This is a genomic window from Ruegeria sp. CE6, from assembly GCF_056537485.1.
Window position 1 is genome coordinate 286,830 of the sequence record NZ_JBQFRR010000002.1, and the last position, 18,011, is coordinate 304,840.

The window sequence follows — 18,011 nt, forward strand, 5'->3', positions numbered from 1 at the left end:
AGAAACCATGTCGGAGCGGAGCGTAGTCTTGGACCACGCTGCACTGAACCGCCTTTTGAAGGAGACCAATAGCAGACCGTCAACTGGATAATACCTTTCGCCAAACAGGCGCCAGATCCACCAAGGTCAATGGTCAAAAGATTGCAACGGGTCCCGTTACGACAAAACCGGCTTCTATAAAGTGGCAACGGCGCAAACGCGGTTTTGAACCATGTCAATTTTGACGACGACAGCAGGGGGCCAAGACGTTCAATCAGTGTCGCATGATAGGTATTAAGCCAGATGACCTAAGCCTCGGTCAAAAACTGAATCTGCAGCATGGTGGTTTGAACAGGGCACCATGTCAGGTTCGAAAACTGCATGAACCCGTCATCGACTCTTACGATCTCGAACAGGTTTTCGATCCGGATACCGAACTATTCGGGCACATAAGAGCCTGGTTCGCAAAGAAGGGCGATCTTGTGACCGAACCTGATGCCGAGTACGCCATTCTGCGCTTCCGACAAGCGTCATCAGCTCATTTTATACTGACTCACAACTACACGGGTTATCCAATGGTTCGTCAGGCACGTGGCATGGTGCGTGCGGGCGAGTTGGGCAAGCTGCGGTTGGTGCAAGTGGAATATGCGCAAGACTGGCTGGCCGTACCCACCGCATCGGACAACAAGCAGTCCGACCGGCGCACCGACCCAATTCGGTCCGGTGCTGGTGTAATTGGTGATATCGGTACTCACGCGTTCAATCTGGCACATTTTGTAACGGGCGAAGTGCCATCGCACCTTGCCGCCGACCTTTCAAGCTTGGTTCCGGGCCGCCAGGTGGACGACAACGCCCACGTCTTGATGCGCTATGCTAGTGGCGCGCGTGGAATGCTATGGGCCAGTCACGTGGCCGTGGGAAACGAAAACGGTCTGCGTTTGCGGGTTTATGGCGAACGTGGTGGTCTGGAGTGGTCACAGGAACACCCTAACCACCTACAATTCACCCGCTTTGGCCAACCTATGCAGCTCCTGACACGTGGATCAGGATCGGTGCTCCCGCAAGCCGCTCAACGAGCAACTCGTATCCCTCCGGGCCACCCTGAAGGATATTTGGAAGGCTTTGCAACCTTCTACGCCGAGGCCGCCGAACTGATCCGATGTGAGGATAAGGCGGACCACTTACTGCCCGGTCTTTGCGACGGTTTGTTGGGTATGGCGTTAATCTCAAGCGTACTGGCATCGGTCAAGACGAAGGCCGATGGTGCCGCATGAATGCATAAGGGTTCTACAGCGAAGCCTCCTGAAGTTCTAATAAATGCATCTGACCTGCGGTATAAAGTGGTCAGTTCTTTGAGCTTTTGAAAGGAACAGACTCCAAGCGTTAGCTGACCTTTACGGATCATGTGCGCGACCTCGATTGTCGGCAAAAAAGTGCGGGGCGATACTTGTAGTAAAGCGTCCACATTGGCCGACATTGTCGCAAACAACTTCAAACTGGAATACAGATTTGAATCAGTTTCAGTTTGCTCATACCTTTGATGGGTTGGCATTGAGGGCCAGACAGAAAATGGCCTCCGAAATACCGGAGGCCAATCAAAGATATTAGCTCAACCTCTACTCGGCCGGCATAGTCGTTGCGTCAGCTGAGATTGTTGTCGCGATGCCCGCTGCTTCGCGCCGCCCATCATTCCAGATTGCTTTGATCAGTGCGATGCACATCAACGCCATTACAATAGAGAAGGGCAGTGCACCTATCACCATTGCGGTCTGGATGGCTCCGGTACCACCTGAGACAAGCAAGCCCCCGACAACAAGTGCCAGAGCTGCGCCCCAGAACATGATGTGAGGCCTTGCCTTGGGACCTTCGTCGCCAGCTGCGTTGATCGTATTCACGATCAGCACGGCCGAGTCTGCAGACGTGACAAGGAAGGTCATCAGCAGGACAACGATCACCGCGGCCATTGCCCACGCCAATGCTTCTGCAATCGGAGCAAGCATGTGTTCTGTCATCGCGAAGATCTTGTCACCGTTCGCCGCATCCAGGATGACGCCGTTTGCGTCTCCGTTCAGTTCCAGGTCGATTGCCGTGCCTCCGGCCCAGGCGAACCAGACAAAGCACATTAGTGCGGGAACAATCATCGCGCCCAACACGAACTCACGGATTGTCCGGCCTCTGGAAATCCGCGCCAGGAACAAACCGACGAAAGGTGCGAACGCGATCCACCACGCCCAATAGAAGACCGGCCACCAGCCTTGCCACTGCGCAAGAAGGAACGCTTCCGACCCTTCAACACCATCAGATGTGTATACGTTGAAGCTCAGCCATGGCAGCGCGACCACATAGTCCCATATGCCTACAAAAAACGCTTTGGCGCCAAAGAAGGTCGCTCCGAACAGGATGAAGAACCCCAGAAGGAAGATCGACAGGCCCATATTGATGTTCGATAGCCATTTGATGCCCTTGCCAACACCGGACAGGGCCGACAAGGTCGACGCGCCCATGATGACAAGTAGAGCGACGACGATACCCAAGTTTGTCGCAGAACCATCGGGCTGTGCGAGCCCACCGATGCCGATGCGTGTGAGACCTGCAACGAACTGTTCAACACCGAAGCCGAGCGTCTGGGCTACCCCAAGAATAGTGGCGACAACGGCGACGATGTCGATCAGATGACCGAGGTTGCCCGACAGTGATTTACCAAACAGTGGGGTCAATGAGGAGCGGATCGTCAGCGGCAGTCCGCGACGATAGCTGAAGAAAGCAAGCGCCAAGCCAGCTATCGCATAGCATGCCCACGCCCCGAAACCCCAATGCAGGTATGACCACACATACGCCGTTCGGACATTGTCTGCATCCAGTGCAGTCGTCACCCCCTGAATAACGGATGGATTGTTCTTGAAATGCGCGACAGGTTCGGCGACCGCCCAAGTTAACATTCCGACACCGATGCCCGCGCCAAACATCATCGAGAACCAGGAAAAGTTAGAGAACTCGGGTTTCTCGCCCTCTACGCCAAGTTTCATACGTCCAGCAGTTGGCCAGATGGCCAGCCCAATACAGACGATGACAAACCCGGTAACAACCCAGATATACCAGGCAGCAAACTGCGAAAGAATGGCGGCATTCCAATCGCCAAGAATTCTACCAGCCTGTGTTGGCCAGACTATGCACCAAACAACCAGCAGGCTGATGACGATCTTGCTGATCACCGTCACGTTGACGCTGAACCCCCGGTAAAAACCGTTGTCAGCGGTTTTTATCGGAAGTTCCGATAGCGGTGGTTTCATTGACATTTGTATTCCTCCCTTTGAATCTCCACTTCACGCGTCGAGCGCGACCGGGCCTTTCGGCCAACTGCAACAGGCCAGCACATACCCTTGCTCGGTATCACCGGGTTGCAGGCCGCCCATGTCCTGCATCTCAACATCGCCCTGAGTGAGGCGCACTTTGCAGTTGCCGCAAACGCCCTGCTGGCAGGCCGAGTCGATCCAGACGCCTGCGTTCAGCGCAGCCTCTAGCAAGGTCTCGCCCTCGGCGGCATGTCCGTGCAGACCGCTGAGTGAGAAATAGACCTCACCCCCCGTGCCGCTGCTTTCTTCGATAGTGATCTTTTCGCCAAAGCTTTCTTCGTGGACAGCGGCAAACGGAATGACAGAAGCCACATCACGGGCTGCTTTCATGAACCCTTCGGGACCGCACATGAAAATGCTGCGCTCGGCGTGATCAGGCACAAGTCGCTGCAGCAAATCTGCCGATATCTGACCGATTTCACCCTCAAACCCATCATTCGCTTCATCCACAATGGTATGGATGGTCACGTTGGCGAAGCGTCGGTTCAAAAACTCAAGCTGGTCGTGGAAAATGATGTCCCTAGGCGAGCGAGCGAAATGCACGAAAACGATGTCTTTCGGCAAGGTCACGTCGGTGACGTATTGCAGCATCGACATGACCGGGGTGACACCCGAGCCACCGGACAGGAACAATGGCTTATCGCTGGGGATATCCACCCAGTTGAAGCCACCGGTGATATCTGCAATCTCGATCTCTGTTCCGGGGACCATCTGATCGTTCAGATAGTTGGACACAACCCCACCGGGCACGCGCTTGACGGTGACCTGAATGTTGTGGGGCCGGGTCGGCGTGGACGAGATCGAATAGGCGCGTACATGCTGCTTGCCCTCGATCTCGAAACAGAAGGTCACGTATTGGCCTGGTTTGAAGTCGAAGCTGCGGCTTTGCGTGTCTTCAAAGACGAAGGTCTTGCTGTCATGCGTTTCATCGATCACCGCTTTGCAGGTCAAAGTGGCAGGCCCACCTGCGTAGCAGGGTTGGTTGTTGGCTGAATTCAGGGAAAACGGACTGTCCGTCGCAACGAGCATCTTGCGGAAACCTCCAGAATAGGGTTCGCGCGAGGATAATGGTGCGAGGGGACTGAAAAACGGTGCAGAATTGCGGTATCAATCGGTTAAAGCGATTGATCTGTGTTGGATTAGTTCTTTGAACAGGGTGACAGCTTGCGCCACCAGCGGATCATGGCGTTTTCGAACGTGCACGATGGAATAGATGGGCTGTGGGATCACCGGTGCGTCAGTAACCTGTTGCAATGTTGGATACTCGGCACACAGACCCGGTGCGGCAAATCCCGGGAAATATGCCGTTCCGCCGCTGGCTTTTAGGAAATCCAAAGCCAGATCATTGCTGCCCACCAGGGTCGAGCTTTGCGGCTGATCCAAAAACGCCTCGTCATGCTGGCGGTCAAAATATGATGTGTAGGCTACCTGAATGTAGCGCGTCCATGGAACGTCCTCGATCCGGTCACAATCGGTGGACAGCATTACATAGCTTTCGCTGCCCAATTCGCTGACAAACATGTCAGGCGCCCGCTGCGGGACAAAAACAATACCGATATCGGTCTCGCCGGTCAGAACATCCCGCTGTATCTGTTGTGAGAAATTCGCCTCGAGATACAGGTCCAGATACGGGTTTCTTTCCCTGACTGCCTTAGTCCAGTCTATCAGCACGGATCGGGCCAAACTGAACTGAACTGATATACGCAAGCGTTGCCTGTTGCCGCTGCCACCCGCCTCAACATCGCGTCGTGCCAGACTCCAAGCAGCCAGCAGTGACCGGCAATGGGTCTCAAAGCGGCGCCCGGCGGCCGTGGGTTCAGCCCCGCCGCGCCCCCGTTCGAACAGGCGTGTGTCCAGCTCCTGCTCCAACTGACGGATGCGAGCGCTGACCGTGGATTGGGTCACATTCAGACGTTCGGCGGTGCGGTTGAAGTTCCGCGTTTCCAGAACATCCATGTAGGTCACTAAAAGCTGGCGATTCATTTAATCGGTAATCCCGATCGATAGGTGCGTTTCAATTGTATTTATTTGCCAAAGTTTCGCAGATATCAAGCATCGTTGAACAAGATGTAAGCCCGCCCTTTTGGCGCCAGCAACAGGAGAAGTTCATGTTCATCGTCGATTGCGACTGCCACAACTATTGGTGCAGCGCCACGGTTCTGGAACCCTACATGGAAGGTCTTTTCAAGGACATGTTCGTCCGGGGTGAACGCACCGGCCCACGTGGTGCATTCCCACATGGCCATCGTCCCTGGTTCCACCCCGAAGGATTTGCCCGCCATGACGTGAACCCGGTTGAGGAAGACGACAACTACTTGATAATGAAGGAAAAGCACCTCGATAAATACAATATCGACGTTGCGATCCTGACCGGCGACGAACCGATCGAAGCCTCAACGCTGGCCAACCCTTATTACGCCAATGCGCTGTGCAAAGCCTATAACGACTACATGATCGACTACTGGCTGCCCAAGGACGAGCGGTTCTGGGGCTCGATCGTGGTGGCACCGCAGGACCCGCATCTGGCCGCCGCTGAAATCCGCCGGGTTGGCGGCCACCCCCGTGTCGTTCAAGTTTTGGTGAGCCACGGTGCCGCACGCCCTTATGGCGACCCGTTCTATCACCCGATCTATGAGGCTTGCGCCGAAATGGGCTTGCCATTCGCTATGCATCTCGGCGGACAGGGCGGCATCAACTCGACCCCCATCGGGGCCGGGCCTTCGACCTTCTTCTGGGAAACCCACGCGATCCTGCCGCAGACGGCCATGACCCACATGGCCAGCCTGATCGCCCACGGCGTGTTTGAGAAATGGCCGGGCTTGAAAGTGGTAATAATCGAATGTGGCGTCGCCTGGGTGCCCTCGGTTCTTTGGCGTCTAGATGCGAACTACAAGGCGCTGCGCAAGGAAACGCCGTGGCTCAAGCGTCTGCCGTCCGAATACTTCAAGTCGAACATCCGCATGTCGACCCAGCCCCTGGAGCAGCCCGAGAACATTCAGCACCTTTGGGCAACGCTTGAGGCTATGGATGGAGAGAACACCCTGATGTTCGCGTCGGACTATCCGCATTGGGACTACGACGACGTCAACAAGCTGCATGTCCCGCCCGCATGGCGCGAGAAGATCTTCGGACTCAATGCGTTGGACGTATATACCCGTCTGCCACGCCCGATGGCGCATGCCGCCGAATAAAGAAGGAGACATCGACCATGGCAAACAAGTATTTCGCCTGCAAAACTGATGAAGTCCCCAGCGACGCGGCAAAGATCGTCACAGTTTCGAACATGCCCATCGGCGTTTTCAAACTCGACGACGGTTATCACGCTTTGCTCAACATCTGTCCTCACAAAGGTGCGGCCCTCTGCGAAGGCCCGGTCTGCGGTACGACCCGCCAAACGGACTCAACCGACTTTGTCTATGATCGCGCCGGTGAAATCGTCCGTTGCGCCTGGCACGGTTGGGAATTCGACATTCGCAGCGGTGAGTTTCTTGTGGATTCGTCCATTAAAACGAGACGCTTCGATGTATCAGTAGAGGGCAGTGATCTCTTCGTGCATCTGTAAGAAGCGGGTTTCACGACGAAGGTCAGAAATATTAGGCAGTTCAATCTTTCCTCACAGCTGCCTGCGCTGGCATTGTCTAGGCATAGGCAATGCCAGTTTTATTTTTGAAACCGGAGATCTATCGCTGTGCTTTTCGTATTGGCTCGGAGGATGGCTATATGCACGTTCTGATTGGCCTACAGGAGGGCGCTCACCCTGGCCAGATATTCAATGAAAACAACTCATGGCTTGGCTAAGCCATTCTTACCAGCGCCCAAAACTATTTGTTTGATTGGCTTCATGAGGCATTGGGCATTTGCCACTTTTATGTCCCAGAAAACAGCAGACCGCGTAAATAGCTGTTCAAGGCCTTCTTGAAAACCATTGGGCTCATGAGATTTTCAAACTAAGGAAATGCATTTGAGCCCATATTTTACACGCCAATTCAGGTCCATTCGCAATTATCCCGCTTCCTCTGATCTACTGCAGTATCGAGTATTCAACTACAGCGGATTTACGTCTCAGTAATTCAGGCCGAGCGACGCAGCCCATCGGTTAAACGTTTTATTAAGAACGCTTAATAATCAAACCCTTCCATAGGGTTTGCGCAATGGCTGAATACATAGTTTTCCGAGGAGCAATCAATGGAGGTCGCTGAAATGAATGTTGTGAACACAACTCATTGGCCGTTCGGGTCAGAGGAGAGTTTCATCTTGTCGACCGAACCAGGCCCAGCTTCGCAAGGCGGCGTATCTAGTTCGATTGATCAAGTCGATTTGCCTTTTTTGAACCTCGATCCCCATGATCTCGAAGGGAAAGAAGATCTGCCGGATATCGAATTGCGCGGGTTTTGGGACGGGGTGATCGACAGCACGGTCAGCGCGTATCAAGGTGCTGGGTCTCGCGAGGTTGAGTTCAATCTTTCGATGGTGAACCACGAGATCGCAACACGCGGAAGCGCCACGCTCATTTCCGAGCTGTACCATACACAGCAAGTCGCGCTTGAAACCATAAGCATGAATGGAACGGACATACCTGTTTCTTATGAGGCCCGGTCAGCCTTTGGATTTGAGGGCGTTCACATTAGTCAGGCAGCACAGTTTCAGCATCTGTCTATAGCCAGCGAACAGGGGGAGATGTTCGATGTGCATGGGTTCGATACAAATGGCGATCTGGTTTTGGCGTCATACGGCTATTACGAGGTCGTCGAGATCGCAGGCAAGCTTCACCAAAACGGAATTTCTGATTTTGCACTTAGTTTCGAGGTGTCGTTCGAGCTCGAAATGAATGAGACTGGTCTTTATGAAGTATTTGCTGCGGTCTCGTTCGATGGCCAAATTGACTTTAACGACGGAATGTCGCGCTACTTTGAGTTTGAAGAGGATATGTATTTCCCAGCTCGCGATCTGGGGAGTGTGGAATTTGGCCCTTTGCCAGATGGCTTGTTCCAACAACTGGCGATGTTTCAGACTCATATGGGTGACGCCTGGGACGAGTTGGTGAGTTTGAACGATCAGCTTGAGGCGGTGTTTCTGCAGCTTCGTGAAGACGAGCACTATGATGAGTGGGATTTAGCCGGGCAGGGGATTGAAAATCCGTTCACTTTCGATTTGCCGCCAGTGGATCAGTGGCTATAACGATTTGGACATTCGGCCCTTTCTGCTGTTCAATCGGACAGGGCTAAGCCAACTCTGTCCGATCATGTGCGCTGGCCGCATCTGATTTTCGGCCGTCACAAGTCATAGGCAAATGGAAGATATTGAAAACACCAGCCCACCGTCACTCGATCAGATCCTCTCGCTGGAAAAACAGGTATGGACTGCGCTGGTTGAAGGCAATGCACAGGCCGACCGGGCACTTCTGAGCCCCGATTTTCTGGGCGTGTATCCAGCGGGTTTTGCCAACCGCGACGATCATGTTGGCCAGTTCGCCGATGCGCCTACGATGGCGCAATATGAACTCAGCGATACCAGGTTGCGCGTCTTATCGGCGGATGTGGTTTTGCTCTCATACAGGGCAGATTATCTGCGCCCCGAAGCACAGGAATGGGAGGCGATGCTGATCTCATCCCTGTGGGAGCGGCGTCACGACGTCTGGATCAACAGTTTCAGCCAGGACACACCACTGGAACGGTCATGAGCCAGCCTCTTGTTATCAACCGCTTACCGCGCGCTTTTCATACCGATCTGGGTGACGAAACACGCGCGGCGCTGCCCGATTTGACTGCCGAGCAGGGGGAGTTGATCGCGGGAACTGCGGGCTCTAGCCCCTACCTGAAAGGGTTGATTGACCAAGAAAGGAACTGGTTGCCACACGCGTTGCAGCAACCGGACCAGGCATTGTCGGAAGTGATGGACGCGGCGCGCGCGCTGCCGTCGGATCAGTTGAAACCCGGTTTGCGGCAAGCGAAGAGGCGCATGGCCTTGCTGACGGCGCTGGCCGATCTGGCGGGTGCGTGGCCGTTGGAAAAGGTAACTGCCGTGCTGACCGACGTTGGCGCTTTGGCCGCAGATGTGGCAGCGAAGGCCGAAATTGCTGCGTTGATCCGGCGCGGCAAGCTGCCGGGTATGACCGAGAATGACGTCGAAACCGCCGCTGGTATGGTCATTCTGGCGATGGGCAAAATGGGCGCACATGAGCTGAACTACAGCTCGGATATCGATCTGATCGTGCTGTTCGACGAAACCCGTTTCGATCCCGATGATTTCTATGAAGCCCGTCAAGGAATGGTGCGCGCCACGCGGAATTTCTGTGCCACGCTTAGCGACAAGACGGCTGATGGCTATGTATTTCGCACCGATCTGCGATTGCGCCCCGACCCTGCAGTCACGCCCGTCTGTCTGGCGATGGAAGCGGCCGAGCGGTATTACGAAAGTCTTGGGCGCACGTGGGAACGTGCGGCCTATATCAAGGCACGCCCCTGCGCCGGGGACATCGCGGCAGGTCAGAGATTCCTCGATGCATTGCGCCCGTTCGTCTGGCGGCGGCATCTGGATTTTGCCGCCATTCAAGACGCCCATGACATGCGCTTGCGCATTCGCGAGAACAAGGGAACGGGCGGAAGTCTCTCGATTCCCGGCCACGATATGAAGCTGGGGCAGGGCGGTATTCGAGAGATCGAGTTTTTTACTCAGACCCGTCAATTGATCGCGGGCGGACGTGATCCCGACCTTCGCGTCCGGGGTACCGTTCCCGGTCTGGCGGCGTTGGCGTCGAAGGGCTGGGTGCCCGAAGACGTCGCAGAGAAACTGACTGACCACTACCGCGCCCACCGCGAGGTCGAGCATCGCATCCAGATGGTGCACGACGCACAGACCCATAAGGTGCCAAATTCAGAGGACGGTTTCGAACGGGTCGCGTGCCTGATGGGGATCAGCAGCGCCGAATTGACCGCCGAACTGACCCGCCGCCTGACCGAAGTGCACGAACTGACCGAAGGGTTCTTCGCCCCTGGACCAGGCGCGGCACCCGTGCCGCTTCAGGAGGTTGAGTTTGACAAGGGTGTGCTGGCCCGCTGGCCGACTTATCCGGCGCTTCGATCGCAGCGTGGTGCACGGATATTCGAGCGGCTCAGGCCGGAACTTCTGGCGCGATTGGCAAAAACTGCGAAACCCGACGAAGCGCTATTGGCACTGGATGGTTTTCTGGCGGGATTACCCGCCGGAGTGCAGCTGTTTTCCCTGTTCGAGGCGAACCCGCATCTGATCGATCTGCTGGTCGATATCGTTGGAACGTCACATGCGCTCGCCACCCATCTGTCGCGCAACGCCTCGGTTTTTGATGCGGTGATTGGTGGCAGTTTCTTCAGCGATTGGCCCGGGCAGGCGACCTTGCAGTCGGACTTGACGAAGGCCTTGGCAGAGGAAAGCGACTATGAAACACAGCTCGATTTCGCTCGTCGCTGGTGCAAGGAGTGGCACTTTCGCATCGGTGTGCATCATCTGCGCGGACTGATCGATGGGGCGCAGGCCGGGCAGCAATATGCCGAACTGGCGCAGGCCGTGATTGCGGCGGTTCTGCCCTGCGTTGTCGACCAGTTCTCCAAAAAGCATGGACCGGCGCCCGGGCGCGGCGCCGCGGTTTTGGGCATGGGGTCACTTGGGGCAGGGCGCATCAACTCGCAATCCGATCTGGACATGATTGTCATCTACGATCCTCAGGATCAGGACATGTCCGATGGCCCTCGCCCGCTGGCAACGCGGACATACTACGCTCGTTTCACCCAGGCTCTGATCACGGCGCTCAGCGCGCCAATGTCGCAGGGACGGCTTTATGAGGTCGACATGCGTCTGCGCCCGTCGGGCAATCAGGGGCCGGTGGCTACAAGCTGGGCCAGCTTCACCAACTATCAGCAGAATGAGGCCTGGGTGTGGGAACACCTTGCTTTGACTCGCGCCCATGTGGTCGCAGGTGAAGCCGGTTTAGCCGAGGATATCGAAAACTTCCGCGCTGAATTCCTGTCGCAAACGCGCGACCACCAGAAGGTGCTGAAAGAAGTGGCCGCGATGCGCGAAAGACTGGCCGCAGCCAAAGCACCAGCGGGCGTTTGGGACGCAAAGAATGGGCCGGGCCGCATGATGGATATCGAGCTGATGGCAGAGACGGGCGCATTGCTGGCCGGATTGCCCCAGCGCGATGTACACTGGGGTCTGGACGGGGCGGTCGCTGTCGGGCTGCTGGATGTCGCGCAGGCGCAAACCCTGAAGGGTTGTTACGATTTATGCTGGTCGGTGCAATGTGCGGCGCGTCTGCTGTCGGGAAAGGTGATCGAGGCCGACAAGATCGGTGAAGGCGGTACGGCCTTTCTGTGTCGGGCGACCGGGTTCGATCAGGTCGAACAGCTGCAATCCGCGTTGCAAGACAATTACAGCACTGCGGCCTCGTTGATTGGCGCAGTGGTCGGAGGGGTTGAAGATGGCACGCAGTGATGATCCGAATGACCACAAAGGCCTGATCCGCGAGGCGTATCGCATTGAAGGCATCACCTTGCCCGAGTGTCGCAGCATCTTTCTGGATTGGGCGCTGAGCCTGCCTGGAGAGCTTGACCAAAATCAGGCTCTGACCAACCTGCACGCAGTCTATTCGGAACAGGCTGCTGATCATCCGATGACGCAGGTCCTGACCGAGGGTTTGCAGGCGGCCCATGCCCCCAAGCGTCGTGGCGGCTGGCGCAAGCGCAACCGTTAACGGGGCTTTCACCCACGCGCATTCACGATTATGAGGGCGCCATGACAACCACAGCTGATCGCCCCCGTATCCGTTTGAAACCCAAGGCCAATGCGCGTGGCCTGCGCCACGGGTTTCCCTGGGTCTACGCCAATGACATCGTCACCGACCGCCGGACTCGCAAGATCGGGCCGGGGTCCTTGGCTGTGCTGGAAGACGAGAAGCGTGCGCCAATCGCTCTGGTCGCAGTGAATCCGGTCTCGAAGATCATGTGCCGGGTATTGGATCGCGATATCGGCGCGCAGTTGGATGCGGACTGGTTTGAAACCCGTCTGCGCCGCGCGCTTGAGATGCGCGAGCGACTGTTCGATGCGTCGTACTACCGTCTGATCCATGCCGAGGCGGATGGGTTTCCCGGGGTGATCATCGACCGGTTCGGAGACGCCTGCGTGATCCAACCCAACGCAGCCTGGGCTGAGGCACATCTTGAATCTCTGACCGACGCGCTGGTCAAGGTGACCGGGGTCGACACAGTGCTGAAGAACGCCTCGGGGCGCACGCGTGTGCTCGAGGGGTTGGACGACACCAATCTGACCTTGCGCGGCACCGCGCCCGATAAGCCTCTGCCAGTGCCAATGAATGGCGCAACCTACATGGCTGACCTGACTGGTGGGCAGAAAACCGGCCTGTTCTATGACCAACGCCCCAATCACGCGTTTGCCGCCAAGTTGGTTCACCCCGAGGCGCAGGTGCTGGATGTATTCAGCCACGTCGGAGGCTTTGGTCTGGCCATGTTGGCGGGCGGAGCAGCACAGGCATTGTCCGTTGACGGCTCGGCAGCGGCGCTCGAACTGGCGGCGAAGGGCGCTGAAGCCTCAGGATTTTCTGCCCGTTTCCAGACCCGACAAGGCGACGCCTTTGATATACTGACCAAACTCGGCGAAGAGGACGCGTTGTTCGACGTCGTCATCTGTGATCCCCCGGCTTTTGCACCTTCGAAACAAGCATTGGACGCAGGCCTGCGCGCCTATGAGCGTACCGCACGTCTGGCGGCTCCGCTGGTCAAACCGGGCGGGTATCTTGGCCTCTGCTCCTGTTCTCATGCCGCTGATCTGGGCCGCTTCCGCGATGCCTCATCCCGTGGGATCGGACGGACAGGACGACAGGCCCAACTGATCCGAACTGGCTTTGCCGGGCCGGACCATCCACAACTGCCGCAGCTGGCAGAAAGCGGCTACCTCAAAGCCGTGTTTTACCGTCTGTGAAGGCGGTTCTTGATACCTGCGTCATCTATCCAACGGTGATGCGAGAGATGCTGTTGGGCGTTGCGAGGCTTGGTTATTTCACGCCCGTCTGGTCTGCACGTATCCTCGAAGAATGGGCCCGTGCCGCCCGCAAACTCGGCCCCGAGGGAGAGGCGCAGGCGCGCGCCGAAATCGCGCTGGTTCAGGCCCAATGGCCAAATGCCGAGCAACCCGCCAACCTCGGTGTTGAACAGCGCCTATGGTTGCCGGATGCCGCCGACATCCACGTTCTCGCAACGGCGGTCACAAGCTCAGCAGATGTCATTGTCACCGTCAATGCCAAGGACTTTCCCAAGAATATGTTGGCCGACGAAGGGCTTGAGCGGCGCGATCCGGACGGGCTGCTGCATGAACTCTGGCTGTCCGAGCCCGAAGGCATGACGCAGGTTTCCAAAGCGGTCCTTGCTGAAGCCAACCGGCTATCCGGTGCTCAATGGACCTTGCGCAGCTTAATGAAAAAAGCCCGCCTGCCGCGCCTTGGCAAAGCCCTGAGTACTTAATTCGGGATCCCATTCATCTGGCCAAAAATATCTCGGGGAGCGCGAGGGGCTGGCCCCTCGCTCCTATCCTAAACTCCCACGCCCCACTTTTGTTCAAGTACTTCCAGAGCTGCGATCCGCTCATCCGTCTTTGGATGACTCATCAACCAAGCGGGCACAACGCCCGCGCGCTGCTGTGTCAGATCCTCAAGCTTGTGGAACAAAGACTTCTGTGGACCAATCCCGATCCCGGCTTTTGTCAAAAGCGCAGCCGCATATTCATCCGCCTCATATTCATCACTCCGCGACAGGCGGGAGGCCAGCAAATGAGTCAGCATATTTGCAATCCAGGCTCCAATGAACGGGATGAAGCGGTTCAATAGCATCATCAGCGCAGCACGCAGGGCGTTTTGACCCGAGAAATCAATCATCCGCCGCCGGGCGTGGCCAAGGGCGACATGGCCCAATTCATGCGCGATTACGCTTGCCATTTCTTCCGCTGATACTTCGCCGTTGCCAAATTTGCGATAAAAACCGCGAGTGATGAAAATACGCCCATCCGGCGCTGCCAGCCCGTTCACCGGATCGATCTCGTAGATGTAGACTGGGACCCGATCAATCTCCAAGGCTGCAGCCAGCCGGTCCGTCATGCGTTTTAGCGCAGGATCGGCCAGTTCGGTGGACTTCGCATCCAACTCACGATGCGTGCGCCAGACGGATATCCGGTACATCACAACGGCATAGGCTATGGCCAGCAGGATGGGTGTTAAGCGAAGCATGAGTTAGATATGGGCGGCCCGCCCCGAGGAGGCAAGCGGTAACTCGCCCTTCACGTCCGATCAGTTATGCGGCTAAATCCAGCCTTACCTGCCTGGCGAGGGCAGGTGCAGGTTCGAATGAAACTCGGCAAGGGACTGCTTGGTTAAGACCTCGCCCTTCGAAGCCTCAAAAAATGCGCGTTCAGCTTCCTTTTCTGCGACCAGAGCATCAACTCTCAGGTCCCTCACATCCGCGCGCAGAGCGTCGCGCGCCTCCTCGTAGGTTTCAGCATCGCGCAGCTCATCCTCAAGCGCACTCAGCTTGTCATCATAGTCCGGGTCCGCAGGATCAAGTGCGGCGATATCATCGGCGATGTCTTCGCTGCTGCGGCCATCGTAGTCTTCGTTCAGATCACGCAGTTCACGGCGCGCCTCATAGAGGTCACCGCGTAAGTCGTAATAGGTTTCCGCCGCCGCCTGGTAGGTCGCGATTTTGCCGACATTGCTGTTGGGTGAAGCGTTGCGGAACGCTGGGGCCGCTGCCTTAGACGCATTCAGGTTACGCAGCTTGTCCGAGCCATAGGGATCGGTGATCGCTGCAACAAGCGGGTCGCGATAATAGCGGTAGCGGTTCTTATTGCGATCGGAATATGGCTTGTCGTAGCGCAGTCGATAGTCGGTTTCATCATAGAACTTCTTATCATCCGAATAGCGGTAGCCGTCAGGATCGTAAGGCACCGGCTGGACCGTTGCCCAGTCCTTGTGCCGGTGGTTTGGCTGTGGCAGATCGAGATTGCCGTGGAACTCGCCCAGCGTCGCCTTGGTCAATGTACGCCCTTTCGAAGCGTCATAAAAGGCAGCCTCCGCATCTTGCAACGCGTCGCGGGTTTCGTATTTCAGATCCCTCAGATCCGCGCGCAGATCGTCGCGCGCCTCCTCATAGGTTTCAGCATCGCGCAGCTCATCCTCAAGCGCGCTCAGCTTGTCATCATAGTCCGGGTCCGCAGGATCAAGTGCGGCGATATCATCGGCGATGTCTTCGCTGCTGCGGCCATCGTAGTCTTCGTTCAGATCACGCAGTTCGCGACGGGTCTCATAGAGGTCACCGCGCAGGTCGTAATAGGTTTCCGCCGCCGCCTGATAGGTCGCGATTTTGCCGACATTGCTGTTGGGTGAAGCATTGCGGAACGCCGGGGCTGCTGCCTTAGACGCATTCAGGTTACGCAGCTTGTCCGAGCCATCGGGATCGGTGATCGCTGCAACAAGCGGGTCGCGATAGCGACGCTTGCTGGGCTTCTTATTGTCATAGTGCTTGGATTTATAATCTGTGCGAGCAACAGGTCGCGGGGAATACTCAACCGGAGCCACCGACGCCTTGCGGTACGATTTCTTTACCCGGTTCGCGCTTGACTTGGTTTTTACCGGCGAACGCTTGCCAAATAGTTGCTCGACATCGCGTTTAAACTCTCTTCCAAAGCCCGCCAGTGTGGTCTTTTGTACCTTGCCGTTCCGTCCCTTAGCTTTAGCAGAGGTTTTGGCTGACCGGTGGTGTTTTGCCTTTTGCTTCTTGTTAAACCCGAAAGCCTTTTCCACGCGGTGCGTTTTGGAGTTGGCCTTGCCGGCATCTTTACCCGCGCTTTTGGAACCCTTAGCTTTGCCGGATTTTCCCTTTTCGCCACTTTTGTTGCCGTCGTTGCCTTTTCCGGACTTACCCTTGCCTTTGTTGCCATCGTTGCTTTTTCCAGAATTACCTTTGCCGCCGCCGCGGCCCTTTCCATTGCCATTATCATTCTTGGCATAAGCGGCGTCAGGGGAAAGTACCAATGTCGCGGTCGCACCCGATGCAATTGCGAACGCTGTAATGGTCAAAACAGATGTCAGGATATTTCGTAGTTTTGAAATGGTCATCTCAGCCCCCCAGCTTCAATCCCTTTGTCGTATATCACGAATTCGAGAGAGGCAGGGAATTTTGCCGAGATTGTTTCTTTGGTGGTTCTTTTGACGCGAATATCTCTGAAAAATGGGCCTATTGTTTCCGGTTTCTGAAAAAACAAGGACTCCGACGGTGACTATCGCGTCAGTTCCCGCATACCTTGTTCCAAACCCGCCAGCGTCATGGGTACCATGCGATCTTCGAATATCTCACGGATCATGCCGATCGAATGGGTATATTCCCAATACTTCTCTGGCACTGGATTGATCCACAGGTTCGATGTCCACTGTTCGCGTGCACGGCCCAGCCAGACTTGGCCAGATTCCTGATTCCAATGCTCATTTGCACCGCCGGGATAAGCGATCTCGTAGGGACTCATCGAGGCATCGCCGACAAAGATGCATTTGTAGTCCGGCCCGTATGTGCGCAAGACCTCGTGCGTCGGAGTTTGCTGATCCCAGCGGCGGCGATTGTCGCGCCAGACGCCTTCATAGAGGCAATTGTGGAAGTAGTAATATTCCAGATGCTTGAATTCTGTGCGGGCCGCCGAAAACAGTTCTTCCACAACCTTGATATGCGGATCCATCGACCCGCCCACGTCCAGAAACAGAAGCACTTTGACGGCGTTGTGACGTTCGGGACGGGTTTTGACATCCAGATATCCGTGTTCAGCCGTAGCCCTGATCGTTCCATCCAGATCAAGCTCTTCCGCTGCACCTTCACGCGCCCAGCGGCGCAGGCGTTTCAAGGCAACCTTGATGTTCCGGGTGCCTAGTTCAACAGTGTCATCTAAGTTCTTGAATTCGCGCTTGTCCCAGACCTTTATGGCACGCTGATGGCGGCTTTCTTTCTGGCCGATGCGCACGCCTTCGGGGTTGTAGCCATAGGCACCGAAAGGTGAGGTGCCCGCGGTGCCGATCCACTTGTTACCGCCCTGATGGCGACCCTGTTGGTCCTTGAGGCGCTCGCGTAGCGTCTCCATCAGCTTCTCAAAGCCACCAAGCGCCTCGATCTCGGCTTTTTCTTCATCCGACAGGTGCTTTTCGGCCATCTTTGCAAGCCACTCGGCAGGAATATCGACCGCCTCGAGTACTTGATCGAAACTGATTTCACCCAACCCTTCGAAACTGGCGGCAAAGGCACGGTCGAACTTGTCGATGTTGCGCTCGTCTTTCACCATCGAAACGCGCGCGAGATAGTAAAACGCCTCGACATCGTATGTCGCCAAGCCCTTTTTCATCCCTTCCAGAAACGTCAGGTACTCGCGCAGAGATACGGGAATGCCAGCGTTTCGGAGGTTTTCGAAGAAGGGCAGGAACATCGTTCTATACCAGACGGACAATGACCAGTGAAATCACCAGCCCGACCAACGCAAAGGCAATGCCGTAACCTGCAGCGTATTGAGCCATATCCGCACCGCTTCCGTTACGTTTGCGTGCTGTCAACGCGCCCAGAATCGCGCCCAGAATAGCCATGCCCAGAACCACTATCATGTGAC

The 18,011-nt window shown here is 56.2% G+C and carries 16 protein-coding genes; 9 read left to right on the top strand and 7 right to left on the bottom strand.

Features of this window, described 5'->3' with window-relative positions:
• Positions 1-263 precede the first annotated feature (263 nt).
• Positions 264-1,253 (top strand): Gfo/Idh/MocA family protein, encoded by a 990-nt coding sequence (locus ACR0DK_RS09870; protein WP_480735949.1) that lies wholly within the window; start codon positions 264-266, stop codon positions 1,251-1,253.
• 342 nt (positions 1,254-1,595) lie between these two features.
• Here the strand turns inward: ACR0DK_RS09870 and ACR0DK_RS09875 are convergent, their stop codons facing one another.
• The 3 genes from ACR0DK_RS09875 to ACR0DK_RS09885 all read right to left on the bottom strand — a co-directional run bounded on the left by ACR0DK_RS09875 (position 1,596) and on the right by ACR0DK_RS09885 (position 5,315).
• A complete protein-coding gene (locus ACR0DK_RS09875; protein WP_170566031.1) occupies positions 1,596-3,275 on the bottom strand; it encodes a BCCT family transporter in 1,680 nt (559 codons plus the stop codon).
• A 27-nt stretch (positions 3,276-3,302) separates the two neighbouring features.
• Entirely contained in the window at positions 3,303-4,361 is a 1,059-nt protein-coding gene (locus tag ACR0DK_RS09880; protein ID WP_223117915.1) for an FAD-binding oxidoreductase, read from the bottom strand.
• A 78-nt stretch (positions 4,362-4,439) separates the two neighbouring features.
• Positions 4,440-5,315, bottom strand: coding sequence for a LysR family transcriptional regulator (locus tag ACR0DK_RS09885; RefSeq protein ID WP_170396625.1), 876 nt, complete (start codon positions 5,313-5,315; stop codon positions 4,440-4,442).
• A gap of 125 nt (positions 5,316-5,440) precedes the next feature.
• On the opposite strand from ACR0DK_RS09885, the gene ACR0DK_RS09890 reads away from it, so the two are divergent.
• The 8 genes from ACR0DK_RS09890 to ACR0DK_RS09925 all read left to right on the top strand — a co-directional run bounded on the left by ACR0DK_RS09890 (position 5,441) and on the right by ACR0DK_RS09925 (position 13,843).
• A complete protein-coding gene (locus ACR0DK_RS09890; protein ID WP_480570118.1) occupies positions 5,441-6,523 on the top strand; it encodes an amidohydrolase family protein in 1,083 nt (360 codons plus the stop codon).
• A gap of 17 nt (positions 6,524-6,540) precedes the next feature.
• Positions 6,541-6,894 (top strand): Rieske (2Fe-2S) protein, encoded by a 354-nt coding sequence (locus tag ACR0DK_RS09895; RefSeq protein ID WP_480735953.1) that lies wholly within the window; start codon positions 6,541-6,543, stop codon positions 6,892-6,894.
• 623 nt (positions 6,895-7,517) lie between these two features.
• Positions 7,518-8,510 carry a hypothetical protein gene (locus ACR0DK_RS09900; RefSeq protein ID WP_480735954.1) on the top strand — a complete coding sequence of 331 codons (993 nt, stop codon included), beginning with the start codon at positions 7,518-7,520 and terminating at the stop codon, positions 8,508-8,510.
• Positions 8,511-8,622: 112 nt separating this feature from the next.
• A complete protein-coding gene (locus ACR0DK_RS09905; RefSeq protein ID WP_170512099.1) occupies positions 8,623-9,012 on the top strand; it encodes a nuclear transport factor 2 family protein in 390 nt (129 codons plus the stop codon).
• Entirely contained in the window at positions 9,009-11,801 is a 2,793-nt protein-coding gene (locus ACR0DK_RS09910; protein WP_480735956.1) for a [protein-PII] uridylyltransferase family protein, read from the top strand. Before ACR0DK_RS09905 ends, ACR0DK_RS09910 begins: the two co-directional genes overlap by 4 nt.
• Positions 11,788-12,060, top strand: a complete 273-nt coding sequence (locus tag ACR0DK_RS09915) for a hypothetical protein (protein ID WP_170513003.1) — start codon at positions 11,788-11,790, stop codon at positions 12,058-12,060. Before ACR0DK_RS09910 ends, ACR0DK_RS09915 begins: the two co-directional genes overlap by 14 nt.
• Positions 12,061-12,101: 41 nt before the next feature.
• Complete coding sequence (locus ACR0DK_RS09920; RefSeq protein WP_480735959.1) at positions 12,102-13,304, top strand: RSP_2647 family RNA methyltransferase; 1,203 nt, start codon at positions 12,102-12,104, stop codon at positions 13,302-13,304.
• The gene (locus ACR0DK_RS09925; RefSeq protein ID WP_480735962.1) at positions 13,301-13,843 is read left to right on the top strand and encodes an RSP_2648 family PIN domain-containing protein; all 543 of its coding nucleotides are present in this window, start codon (positions 13,301-13,303) and stop codon (positions 13,841-13,843) included. Before ACR0DK_RS09920 ends, ACR0DK_RS09925 begins: the two co-directional genes overlap by 4 nt.
• Before the next feature lie 68 nt (positions 13,844-13,911).
• Here ACR0DK_RS09925 and ACR0DK_RS09930 read toward each other — a convergent pair whose 3' ends face one another.
• From ACR0DK_RS09930 to ACR0DK_RS09945, 4 genes are all read right to left on the bottom strand, one after another.
• Positions 13,912-14,601 (bottom strand): M48 family metallopeptidase, encoded by a 690-nt coding sequence (locus ACR0DK_RS09930; protein WP_170396642.1) that lies wholly within the window; start codon positions 14,599-14,601, stop codon positions 13,912-13,914.
• A gap of 84 nt (positions 14,602-14,685) precedes the next feature.
• Positions 14,686-16,488 (bottom strand): hypothetical protein, encoded by a 1,803-nt coding sequence (locus tag ACR0DK_RS09935; protein WP_480735965.1) that lies wholly within the window; start codon positions 16,486-16,488, stop codon positions 14,686-14,688.
• Between the two features lie 161 nt (positions 16,489-16,649).
• Positions 16,650-17,834, bottom strand: a complete 1,185-nt coding sequence (locus ACR0DK_RS09940) for a vWA domain-containing protein (RefSeq protein ID WP_170732429.1) — start codon at positions 17,832-17,834, stop codon at positions 16,650-16,652.
• A gap of 4 nt (positions 17,835-17,838) precedes the next feature.
• The gene (locus ACR0DK_RS09945) at positions 17,839-18,006 is read right to left on the bottom strand and encodes a hypothetical protein (RefSeq protein WP_170396648.1); all 168 of its coding nucleotides are present in this window, start codon (positions 18,004-18,006) and stop codon (positions 17,839-17,841) included.
• Between the last annotated feature and the right edge of the window lie 5 nt (positions 18,007-18,011).

What these genes read in the sequence shown, in the direction of transcription:
- ACR0DK_RS09870 (WP_480735949.1), top strand. Translation starts at nt 264, where the DNA reads ATGATAGGTATTAAGCCAGATGACCTAAGCCTCGGTCAAAAACTGAAT.
- ACR0DK_RS09875 (WP_170566031.1), bottom strand. Translation starts at nt 3,275, where the DNA reads ATGTCAATGAAACCACCGCTATCGGAACTTCCGATAAAAACCGCTGAC.
- ACR0DK_RS09880 (WP_223117915.1), bottom strand. Translation starts at nt 4,361, where the DNA reads ATGCTCGTTGCGACGGACAGTCCGTTTTCCCTGAATTCAGCCAACAAC.
- ACR0DK_RS09885 (WP_170396625.1), bottom strand. Translation starts at nt 5,315, where the DNA reads ATGAATCGCCAGCTTTTAGTGACCTACATGGATGTTCTGGAAACGCGG.
- ACR0DK_RS09890 (WP_480570118.1), top strand. Translation starts at nt 5,441, where the DNA reads ATGTTCATCGTCGATTGCGACTGCCACAACTATTGGTGCAGCGCCACG.
- ACR0DK_RS09895 (WP_480735953.1), top strand. Translation starts at nt 6,541, where the DNA reads ATGGCAAACAAGTATTTCGCCTGCAAAACTGATGAAGTCCCCAGCGAC.
- ACR0DK_RS09900 (WP_480735954.1), top strand. Translation starts at nt 7,518, where the DNA reads ATGGAGGTCGCTGAAATGAATGTTGTGAACACAACTCATTGGCCGTTC.
- ACR0DK_RS09905 (WP_170512099.1), top strand. Translation starts at nt 8,623, where the DNA reads ATGGAAGATATTGAAAACACCAGCCCACCGTCACTCGATCAGATCCTC.
- ACR0DK_RS09910 (WP_480735956.1), top strand. Translation starts at nt 9,009, where the DNA reads ATGAGCCAGCCTCTTGTTATCAACCGCTTACCGCGCGCTTTTCATACC.
- ACR0DK_RS09915 (WP_170513003.1), top strand. Translation starts at nt 11,788, where the DNA reads ATGGCACGCAGTGATGATCCGAATGACCACAAAGGCCTGATCCGCGAG.
- ACR0DK_RS09920 (WP_480735959.1), top strand. Translation starts at nt 12,102, where the DNA reads ATGACAACCACAGCTGATCGCCCCCGTATCCGTTTGAAACCCAAGGCC.
- ACR0DK_RS09930 (WP_170396642.1), bottom strand. Translation starts at nt 14,601, where the DNA reads ATGCTTCGCTTAACACCCATCCTGCTGGCCATAGCCTATGCCGTTGTG.
- ACR0DK_RS09935 (WP_480735965.1), bottom strand. Translation starts at nt 16,488, where the DNA reads ATGACCATTTCAAAACTACGAAATATCCTGACATCTGTTTTGACCATT.
- ACR0DK_RS09940 (WP_170732429.1), bottom strand. Translation starts at nt 17,834, where the DNA reads ATGTTCCTGCCCTTCTTCGAAAACCTCCGAAACGCTGGCATTCCCGTA.
- ACR0DK_RS09945 (WP_170396648.1), bottom strand. Translation starts at nt 18,006, where the DNA reads ATGATAGTGGTTCTGGGCATGGCTATTCTGGGCGCGATTCTGGGCGCG.